At 68.0% G+C, this 9,071-nt stretch carries 11 protein-coding genes; 2 read left to right on the top strand and 9 right to left on the bottom strand.

All coding sequences use genetic code 11. The features are described 5' to 3' along the window. Positions 1–428: 428 nt before the first annotated feature. From cobM to D892_RS43685, 6 genes are all read right to left on the bottom strand, one after another. Positions 429–1,202, bottom strand: a complete 774-nt coding sequence (gene cobM, locus D892_RS0115550; protein ID WP_024802125.1) for a precorrin-4 C(11)-methyltransferase — start codon at positions 1,200–1,202, stop codon at positions 429–431. A gap of 16 nt (positions 1,203–1,218) precedes the next feature. Continuing rightward, complete coding sequence (locus D892_RS41225) at positions 1,219–1,431, bottom strand: hypothetical protein (RefSeq protein ID WP_369801751.1); 213 nt, start codon at positions 1,429–1,431, stop codon at positions 1,219–1,221. A 166-nt stretch (positions 1,432–1,597) separates the two neighbouring features. Further along, positions 1,598–2,377, bottom strand: a complete 780-nt coding sequence (locus D892_RS0115540; protein WP_024802123.1) for an ESX secretion-associated protein EspG — start codon at positions 2,375–2,377, stop codon at positions 1,598–1,600. Continuing rightward, the gene (locus D892_RS43690) at positions 2,364–3,740 is read right to left on the bottom strand and encodes a hypothetical protein (protein ID WP_156959519.1); all 1,377 of its coding nucleotides are present in this window, start codon (positions 3,738–3,740) and stop codon (positions 2,364–2,366) included. Before D892_RS43690 ends, D892_RS0115540 begins: the two co-directional genes overlap by 14 nt. Next, complete coding sequence (locus D892_RS0115530; protein WP_024802121.1) at positions 3,737–4,117, bottom strand: hypothetical protein; 381 nt, start codon at positions 4,115–4,117, stop codon at positions 3,737–3,739. The genes D892_RS43690 and D892_RS0115530 overlap by 4 nt, the downstream gene beginning before the upstream one ends. 11 nt (positions 4,118–4,128) lie before the next feature. Continuing rightward, the gene (locus D892_RS43685) at positions 4,129–4,704 is read right to left on the bottom strand and encodes a DUF3558 domain-containing protein (RefSeq protein ID WP_024802120.1); all 576 of its coding nucleotides are present in this window, start codon (positions 4,702–4,704) and stop codon (positions 4,129–4,131) included. Positions 4,705–5,441: 737 nt separating this feature from the next. Between D892_RS43685 and D892_RS0115520 the strand changes: the two genes are divergently transcribed. After that, positions 5,442–5,651, top strand: coding sequence for a hypothetical protein (locus tag D892_RS0115520; RefSeq protein WP_156959518.1), 210 nt, complete (start codon positions 5,442–5,444; stop codon positions 5,649–5,651). On the opposite strand, the gene ligD (D892_RS0115515) is transcribed toward D892_RS0115520, so the two are convergent. Genes ligD (D892_RS0115515) through D892_RS0115505 form a run of 3 tightly spaced genes read right to left on the bottom strand, consistent with a single transcriptional unit; the run spans position 5,637 to position 8,064 of the window. Continuing rightward, entirely contained in the window at positions 5,637–6,515 is an 879-nt protein-coding gene (gene ligD / locus D892_RS0115515; RefSeq protein ID WP_024802118.1) for a non-homologous end-joining DNA ligase, read from the bottom strand. The two genes, D892_RS0115520 and ligD (D892_RS0115515), sit on opposite strands and share 15 nt — an antisense overlap. Continuing rightward, entirely contained in the window at positions 6,515–7,507 is a 993-nt protein-coding gene (gene ligD, locus D892_RS0115510) for a non-homologous end-joining DNA ligase (RefSeq protein WP_024802117.1), read from the bottom strand. Before ligD (D892_RS0115510) ends, ligD (D892_RS0115515) begins: the two co-directional genes overlap by 1 nt. Further along, positions 7,504–8,064 carry a DNA polymerase ligase N-terminal domain-containing protein gene (locus tag D892_RS0115505; RefSeq protein WP_024802116.1) on the bottom strand — a complete coding sequence of 187 codons (561 nt, stop codon included), beginning with the start codon at positions 8,062–8,064 and terminating at the stop codon, positions 7,504–7,506. The genes ligD (D892_RS0115510) and D892_RS0115505 overlap by 4 nt, the downstream gene beginning before the upstream one ends. A gap of 299 nt (positions 8,065–8,363) precedes the next feature. Between D892_RS0115505 and D892_RS0115500 the strand changes: the two genes are divergently transcribed. Further along, entirely contained in the window at positions 8,364–8,933 is a 570-nt protein-coding gene (locus D892_RS0115500; RefSeq protein WP_036568903.1) for an NUDIX hydrolase, read from the top strand. The last annotated feature ends 138 nt before the right edge of the window (positions 8,934–9,071 follow it).

The raw sequence follows: 9,071 nt of genomic DNA, 5'->3' as shown, positions 1-9,071 counted from the left end.
TTCCGGAACACCGTGTACGCAGCGCTCCCCGATGGCACACCGACGCCGACGCTCACCTATCCCAGCGTGACGTCCGACGTTCGGGGCTCACTTCGAATCTCAATCAGACAAAAATGTTCATTGGAGCTATCCGTTGGCCAGGCCGATCTTGTTACATGGACCTGACCACACCCACCGGACACGGATCGCCCACTCGCTGAACCTCACTGCAGACCACCGAACCAATCTACCGCCCGCTCCGGCCGCCCGACTAAAAAGGGCCATAGCCGCTGGGCATCATGGGAGTTCGTGTTTTCGGGCCCCTCGGAACCGCGCACGACACGGCCCGGTGGGCAAGAGTAGGCAATCTACCGCACCCCTGCCGAACTCGTCGAACGCGTATCGGCGACGGTTCCCGGTTCCGTGTCAACCGGCGCAGACGGCTGCGGTCAGGCCCCCGAGGACGACGTCGGCAGATGCCGGCGATCGCGCGCAGGGTCGTACAGATGAGACTGCACACAGCGATCGGGTTCGGCGAGCGCGCGGCCGACCAGGATGACCGCCGCCTGCCGCAGGCCCGCCGCCTCGACCCGGCCGGCGATATCGGCGAGGGTGCCGCGCAGGACCAGCTGGTCGGGCTGGCTGGCGCGGAACACCACGGCGGCCGGGCAGTCCGCGCCGTAGTCGGCCGACAGTTCCGCCGCAAGCGGGCGGATGCGGGTGACGGCCAGGTGCAACACCAGGGTGGCCCGGGTGCGGGCGAAATTCGCCAGCGCCTCGGATTCGGGCATCGCGGTGGAGCGGGCCTGCGTGCGGGTCAGCACCACCGACTGCGCCAATTCCGGCACGGTCAGCTCGGTGCCGAGCAACGCGGCCGCGGCGGCGTAGGCCGGCACGCCGGGTGTCACATCCCACGGGATTCCCCGGGTATCGAGCCGGGCGGTCTGCTCGGCGAGCGCCGAATAGATCGACGGATCACCGGAACACAGCCGCGCCACATCCTTTCCGTCGGCATCGGCCCGCGCGCAATGGTCGACGATCCGGTCGAGATCCAGCCCCTGGGTATCGACGAGTTCGGCGTCCGGCGCACAGTGGGCGAGCACCTCCGGATCCAGGTAGGTGCCGGCGTACAGGCACACCGGCGACTCCCGCAGCAGTCGCACGGCCCGCACGGTCAGCAGGTCGGCGGCCCCCGGCCCGGCCCCGATGAAGTGCACGGTCATGCGGTGAGTGTAGGGCTCACCGCAGCCTGTCCACCTGGATGGTCGGTGGGCAGGGAGAACTCGTGCGGAACGTGCCGGTCGTGTCCCCCTCGTCGACATAACCCAGCTCGTTCGTCCGCCGGAACGAGAGCAGACTCACCGGTGGAGCGACGTCGACGATCCAGTAGTGCGGCACACCGGCCTCGGCATATTCGCTGGGCTCTGTCACCGTTTCGCTGGGCTCTGTCACCGTGTCGGTCCGGCGCGATCCGGGCGAGATGATCTCGACGCCACGGCTGTCCTGTCGATGACCGCCGCGAGGGCAAGGTCCGACCGCCCAGTCCCCCTCCGGGTGATCGATCCGGCCGGGCACGATGCGCTGCCGAAGTCGGCGGCAGTTCCGTGCGGCTCTCGAGTCAGTGGCCGGAGCGCAGGTACTCCTCGTGGTCGCGGTCTTCCTGGTAGTAGCGCTGGGTGAGGGTGGTGAGGCGGTGGATCTCGGCGGCCAGGCGGGGCTGGTCGATGGGTTTGGCGATGATCGGGTCGCCGGTCTTCACGTAGTAGCGGCCGTCGTCGTAGTCCATCCACCAGAAGCCGCGGCCCGGGGTGGGGCGGGCGTCGACCGCGGCGCCGGGAAAAATGGCCATCTCGCCGAGGGCGAGGCGGGGGCGCTTGAAGATGCGGTCGAGCTGCTCGGTCAGGCTCACCTCGTGGGCGCGGCGCACATGCCGCTCCCGATCCGCGGTCACGTCTTCGCGGCGCACCTCCAGGGACGGCCGGGTGCCGGGGCCGGTGGGCGGCAGCGCCGTCACCGCCTGCTGCGCGACTTCCTTTGCGGTGCAATAGGTCAGGATGACATCACCACCGGTATCCGGTGCGGTGCCCGGCTCCTGCGTCACCGTCGCGCCCGCCTGTCCGCGCACCGCACCGTGGAAGCGATACACCCGCGACATGTCCGGCCCACCGAAGCCCTTGGACTCCACCCGGACCTCCGGCTCCAGCAGGATCCCGAGCGCCCGCTCGACCTCGGCCTCGTACTTCCCCAGCAGACTCTCGACCGCGGCCTCCCGGTGCCGCTTCAGCTCGTCGAAGTCGGCGATATGCGTGCGGTAATGCAGCGGATAGGGCAGACGATCGCGACCGTACGCGGCCCAGAGGATTTCGAACTCCTGCCCGGTGTATCTAACGTGGTGCACGGTCGTAGTCCCCGCCGATCACCGGAGGCGCAAGCTTTTCCAGCGAATCCAGCCCGGTGACCTCGTCGCCGTGCTCCTCGGTCACCAGATAGTCGGGCGTGCCCTTCTCCTTCTCGTCATCGCCGCCAGGCCGCGCGGCACCGGGCATTCCCATCCCCGGCATACCGGCCGCGCCCGGTTTGGCAACCCCCGCACCGGATCCCGCGGAGGCGGCCGCCGGAACCGCTCCCGGCATCTGACCACCCGGCCCGCTGCGGCCCGGTGCCCCGGCCGCCGCGCCCGGCCCGCCGGTACCGCCCGTTCCCGCGGATCCGCCCGTGCTCCCGCGTGAGCCACCGCCGGATCCGCCTGCGCCCCCGCCCGTTCCGGGCATCACCGCACCCGGGCCGCCGGATGTCGGTCCGACCCCGGCCGGCGTGGTGGCCGAGGGCGAGCCGGATTGCGTCGCCTGCGCGGCGGCCTGCTGTGCCGCCGACGCGGGATCGGTCGCGGCGGGCGCCGTCGCCGCCGGCTGTGTCCCGGGCCGACCTTGGCCACCGTCCTGGCCGTCGTCGTTCGAACCCTCGGGGTCGTTCGGCTGCCCGGTCTGCCCCGAAGGGCCTTGTTGCCCATCGGAATCCGAGCCTCCAGGCTCGGCAGGACCACCCGTTCCGGCAGGTCCGGGGGTTCCGCCCGGAACCGGCGGGACGGGCGGCCCGCCGGGAGCGTCGACGATCTCGGGCGCCGCGGGCATGTACGGCACACCGACGTCGGTCTGCCCCGCGACCTGGGCGTACACGGTCCGCAGGATGCGCCGCCCCTCCTCTTCGGCCTCGGTCCGGTTGTGGTCGTCCAGCTTCATGACGCCACCCTTGGGCAGCGTCTTACCGGTGACGTTCACCGCGTCGGCGACGCCCGGCATCAGCAGCTGCGTCTCCTCCAGTCCGGTCCGCATCTCCTGCAGCTTCAAGCTGATCGCGCTCGCCGCCTGAGCCAGCGGCACCGACTTCTCGTGGTATCCCTTGACCGCGTCGACCGCCGCGGAGGCCGCCGCACCGGTCCACCCACCGCGATCGTTGGCCCCGCTGATCGTCCGCTCGAACTCGACATTGAAGTTCGAAACGGCCACGGCCAGTTGCATACCGATGCTCAGCCACGCCCGATAGGCATCCTCGACGAGCTTCGGCTTCATCGCCGACACCGCCCCCGTCATCTGTTCGAGCGTCAGATGATCATAATTGTCCGGCCCGATGATATGCGGCGGCTGCATCCCCTCCGCAAACTTCGTGTTATACCCATCCTGCATCTTATAAATCGAATCCCGCTCGTCATTCCACTGCTTCTGAGCGTCGATCACCCGATTCCGATAATCCTCATAACTCATCTCGGCCCCTCGGTAGCAGCAATCTGCGACGCAGCGGCCTGATCCTGAGCAGTGAAGTTCGCAATGGCTTTGGCCACAACCTCTTTCGCCGTCTGCACAGCATCGATGTGCTGCATGATCACGGCATCCAGAGCACGTTCATCGCCGGAGGCCGTCACAGAGAACTTTCTCTCCAGCACTTGGCCCGAGTTGAACGTCCCGAACCCGGTAATGTGTGTAACGTCACGGACCTTATCCAGTACTGCATTGAGACTGTCGATGTGGTCGTCGCACACTTTGTCCAGCCCCCTCCCGACTTCCGGGTCCAAGGTGAGCTGGCCCGCATTGGCCTGAGCGAGCAGTCCCTTCCATTCGTTGGGATCGACGCCTAACTTCATTCTCCCCCTCCTCAGCTAGGCAGATATTGGGCAAGCGCTGCGCTCAACCGCTGCACTTCATCGCAAGGATCACCGGCGGTTTGGCCGCCGCTCTGACCTCCATAGCGGTTCATTACTTTGAAGTCGACGGTGCCATTCGGCACCTCGGCGCTGACCCAGCACTCGATATCACGCGTTGCGCCAACTGGCCTGAACTCGAGCGCCGAGTGCGTACCCACTGTCAAAGGTGTGTAGCCCTCATAGTCGGACCTCTGCTGGGTCTCGGCAAGAGTGTGTTCAGACGACAACACTGTGACGTAGTAGGTCTTGGCAACAGACTGCCAGTGGCATGCCTTCCACCCGTCGAACTCGGTCCCCGCAACCTTATTGTCCTTGGTAGCCACATTCAGCCCGAGTTCAGAGATCGCCGAGTCCGGAACACTGCACGGATCCCACTGCGCCGAAGCCGCCGAACTCACCGGCACCGCACTCCCCGCACTGTTCTGCGAAGTCGGCGTCCCCTCCTCCGACCCCCCACACCCCGCAAGCACCAGCCCGGCCCCCACGCCCAGAACCGCCACCCGCAGAACCGTCTGCTTCAACGCCATGTGCACCCCTTCGCCACCGGAATCCTCGACGGGGCGGCCCGGCTGATCCCCCGTACCAGCGAAAACCTTACCGCCGCACCACCCCGCCAGCAAGCTCGCGCCCGTTCCCGCACCCCGTGCACGAACCCTCCACCCCACCGACCCGCACAACCGGCATTTCCGCTGGTAGCAAGGGCCACAGCCGAATCCGCCGCCGCCCGATCGTCCGGCGCGGCGTTTGAACGTACGCGCCGGGGTTATTACGCGCGGCGTCACCGTTTCGGGCCACTCGGCGCAAGCCGGTTCGAGTCCGGGTGACGCGACGGCGGAGACCTGCTCGATCCCCTGCGCGGCGATGCCGCTCGGGCAGGTCTCCTCCGATACGCCACGCGTCCGCAGCGCGGCGGACGGCATGAACCGCGGGGACAGTTGGTCTTCCGAGCGACGAGGAGAATCGACGACAGGTTATGCCGGACGACAGCAGAGAATCTCCGGAACCCACGCCCGGTCCGGGTAGCACGTCGAATGCCCGAGCAACGATCCCATCCCGAGGCCGACGCGGAGAGGTACCGACATCGTGCCGGACAGCTCGCCCCCAGCACGCATACCGGGATTCGGTAACGCGTAGCCCCTCGGCAGAACCTCGGTAGTCGTCACCCGACCGCACCGAAACGAACAGCGGCACGAAGTACGCCATATCGCTCCACCACCCCGAAACAGCGACCGGAGCTACCGACCGAAGCCGGAAGGAGAACCTCGTGGGGTTGATGCTCGTCTCGGCCATCATGCTCGCCATCCTCCCGATCGCGGCAGGAACCGCGTATTCGACTGTGGCGGTGATGTATTGGGTTCAGTCCCGTAGCCACAAGCGGGATCATGCCGGACAGCGCGACCCGGTCGAACTCGCCCGCGATGCCCGCGCCCGACTCGAAAGCCGGGGAACGCTCGAAAGCTCAGGAGCGCTGTAACCGCTCGATCGGACGGGTCAGCGCCCGGGCATGCCGGTTCATCCCGGCCCACGGATCCCCTTGTCCGGCAACCCGTTCGGGCACATCGCAAACGGTGAATCCGTCGGGCCGCAGCGCGCGATCGTCCAGCTCGGCCCAGTCGAGCGGGGTCGCCACCGGCGCACCCTCGCGAGCCCGCACCGCGTACGGCGCAACGGCCGTCTGCGCGTATGCATTCCGCATCACATCGATGTACACGCGCTCACCACGCTTGTCCTTGCGCGCCTCCACCGTGCGGTGCGCGGGATCGTCGTCGACGAGCACCTCGGCCACGTCCCGGGCGAACTGCCGCACCGTACCGAAGTCGGCGTTACCGCGCAGCGGCACAACGACATGCAACCCGCGCGACCCGGTCGTCTGCACGTAGGTGGCCAGGCCGAGATCGTCCAGCACACCGGCGCAGGCGCGGGCGGTGCCCCGGACGGCACCGAAGTCGTCACTGGACGGATCCAGGTCGAAGACGAGCCGATCGGGTTCGTGACTCTGCCGTGACAGCCAGGTGTGCAGGGTGATGCAGTCCTGGTTGGCCAGCCACACGAGCGCCTCGCGGCGATCGGCGACGGGATGCACGACGGTCCCGCCCTCCTTCTCCATCTCCGCGCGACTCATCCAGTCCGGCATCGACTTGGCGAAGTCCTGCTGAACGAAGCCCTGCGCGCCGATGCCACGGGGATACCGCCACAGCGTCAGCGGCCGGGACCTCAGATGCGGCAGCATCACCTCGGCCACCTCGGAGTAGTAGTCCACGAGACCACCTTTGGTGATGCCGTCGCGCGGGAACAGCACCCGATCGGCATGGGTGATCTCGACATCGAAGCGGGGCATCAGGAACTCTCCTTCACCACGTCGCCGGCGTTCTTGTCGGTGCGCAACCCGGTGTAACGCGGGTGACGGAGCTTCCCGTCGCGGGTCCACTCGGTGAACGCCACCTCGGCCACCATCTCGGGCCGCACCCAGTGCGCGCCGGACGAGCCGGTCAGCCCCCGGGTGAACGGCGGACCGTCCTGTTCGAGCCCGGACAGCCGCTCGTGCAGGCTGCGCAGCGTCGCGGTGTCGAAGCCGGTACCGACCTTGCCGGCATAGACCAGGTCGCCGCCGCTGTGGTAGCCGACCAGCAGCGCTCCCAGCCCGACCCGGCTCCCCTGCGGCGGGGTATAGCCACCGATCACGAATTCCTGATCCCGCACGCATTTGAACTTCAACCAGGCGGTCGAGCGGCGGCCCTCGTAGCCCGTCTCGGCCGACTTGGCGATCACCCCCTCGTCCCCGCGCTCGCACGCCTCCCGATAGGCGGCCTCCCCGGCACCGACTCGATGCGGGCTGTAGCGCAGCGGATCCTCGAACTCGAATGCCTTGCGCAGCAACCGCTTACGCCACGACAACGGCAGCCTGTCGGTCGCATACCCGTCGAGGTGCAGAAGATCGAACAGATAGTAGAAGACGGGCACCCCCGATGCCCGGGCCGCGCGCGGGTCGGTGAGGCCGATGCGCTGCTGCAATTGCGCGAAACTGGTCCGGCGCCCCTCGAACGCCGCTACCTCGCCATCCACCACGAACCGCGACGGCCCGTGCGCGGCCAGCGCGTCGACAAGTTCCGGGTAGGTGTCGTTCAACGGTTGCCGATTCCGCGACATCAGCCGCACCTGCTCGCCGTCGCGGAAGGCCAGGCAGCGCATGCCGTCGAACTTCCGCTCGAACAGCCAGCGATCGTCGGAGAAGCGCCCGTCGGTCAGCGTGGCCAGCGTCGGTGAGCGCCACGCGGGCACGTCCTCGGCACGCAGCAGTCCCCGCATCTCCTCCGGCAGGTCAGCGATCATGACGACTCCGACAGGTCGTCGAGGGTCTGCCCGGACAGCACCGACTCCGGCCGATCACCGACCGGCCGCCGCCGCGCCTCGGCATCGGACTTCTTGACCAGCAGCCATGTCTCGTCCTTGCCCTGACGAATGCGGGTGAGCGCATAACCGCCCCGCAGTTTCTCGCCATCGAGAGTGAACGACAGATGCCCACGCTCCAGCGCCTCCGCCGTCTCGTGCTCGCCGTCGTCGGCGTAGGTGCCGCGATCCCAGACGATGACCCGGCCCGCGCCGTATTCGCCCTCGGGAATGACACCCTCGAACGTCTCGTAATCCATCGGATGGTCCTCGGTGCGCCGGGCCATCCGCTTGTCCCTCGGATTCGCCGACGGCCCCTTCGGCACCGCCCAGGACACCAGCACACCGTCGATCTCCAGCCGGAAGTCGTAGTGATCGGTGCTCGCCGCATGATGCTGAACCACGAAGTGCGGACCACCGGCCTTCCGGCCCCGCGACCGCCGTCCCCGGGGCTCCGGACCACGCCCGGAACGCTTGTCCCGATACTCCGCCAAGCTCATACCCAGGCCCTACCCGCTGTCCGAGCAAACAATCACGGGCCCGCACAGCCCGGCTGCCACGACCATCCGCGAGCGACATACCCACCGCCGTGCAGAACGGCATCGGACGAATCAGCGGCCGGGCGGCCTCACACGCCGGCCCCAGCCCCGCACACCCGCCCGAGTTCCATTGCCGCCCTCGCCCACATACCGAATCCAGGCCGCCATTGCCCAGCGATTCGCAGGACCGGAACGCGATCGGCGGGAAGGGGCTTCGGTGTAGTCCGGAGATGTCGGACCCGGTCGTTATGGTGCATGCCATGAAACCGGCCACCGCCCTCGTCTCCGAGATCGTGCAAGGGCTGACGCCGCTGGATGCACTCGAGCGGCAGCACATCGATGAGACGCTGACCTGGCTCGCCGCCACCGACGACATCTTCCGCCGCATCAAGCCCGCCGCTCCATCGCCGCACCTGGTCAGCTACGTCGTACTGGTAGATCCGGCCGGCCGTGCCCTGTACCTGGGCCACCACCGCAAGTCGAATCTGGAGCTGCCGATGGGCGGGCACGTCGAACCGGGCGAACATCCCCTGGAGGCGGCGCGACGGGAAGCCACCGAGGAGATCGGTATAGCGGCCGATTTCTCCGTCGCCGGCGAGCGGCCGCTGATGCTGACCGTCACGACAACGGTCGGCGCCGATCCCCATGTAGACGTCAGCCTGTGGTACGCCGTCCGATGCGACCGCTCGCGCGAATACCCGCTCGCCCCTGCGGAATTCACGAGCGCTCGCTGGTGGGACCTCGACCCGTACGGCCTGCCGCAGTCCGATCCGCACCTGCCACGATTCATCCGCAAACTCGACAGCACCCTGCCTCCGGTCACCCGATGACCTACCGCCGACCCGAATCCGGCACCCCGCCCACCCAGAATGCCCAGCCCACGCAGGCCGAAATCCGGCAAATCCGGCACTGTTCGCGCTGCACGAGAGTGCCGGGCCGGCCCGACGCGGAGGCTCCTCGCATACCGT

It is taken from the genome of Nocardia sp. BMG51109 (genome assembly GCF_000526215.1).
Taxonomy (GTDB): Bacteria; Actinomycetota; Actinomycetes; order Mycobacteriales; family Mycobacteriaceae; genus Nocardia.
The sequence above is the reverse complement of the archived record's forward strand: the minus strand, read 5'-3'. Positions and strand labels throughout refer to the sequence as shown.

Excerpts from the sequence above, each read along its gene's own strand:
- ligD (WP_024802118.1), bottom strand. The coding sequence starts at position 6,515 with ATGCCCCGCTTCGATGTCGAGATCACCCATGCCGATCGGGTGCTGTTC.
- ligD (WP_024802117.1), bottom strand. The coding sequence starts at position 7,507 with ATGATCGCTGACCTGCCGGAGGAGATGCGGGGACTGCTGCGTGCCGAG.
- D892_RS0115500 (WP_036568903.1), top strand. The coding sequence starts at position 8,364 with ATGAAACCGGCCACCGCCCTCGTCTCCGAGATCGTGCAAGGGCTGACG.
- cobM (WP_024802125.1), bottom strand. The coding sequence starts at position 1,202 with ATGACCGTGCACTTCATCGGGGCCGGGCCGGGGGCCGCCGACCTGCTG.
- D892_RS0115530 (WP_024802121.1), bottom strand. The coding sequence starts at position 4,117 with ATGAAGTTAGGCGTCGATCCCAACGAATGGAAGGGACTGCTCGCTCAG.
- D892_RS43690 (WP_156959519.1), bottom strand. The coding sequence starts at position 3,740 with ATGAGTTATGAGGATTATCGGAATCGGGTGATCGACGCTCAGAAGCAG.
- D892_RS43685 (WP_024802120.1), bottom strand. The coding sequence starts at position 4,704 with ATGGCGTTGAAGCAGACGGTTCTGCGGGTGGCGGTTCTGGGCGTGGGG.
- D892_RS0115505 (WP_024802116.1), bottom strand. The coding sequence starts at position 8,064 with ATGAGCTTGGCGGAGTATCGGGACAAGCGTTCCGGGCGTGGTCCGGAG.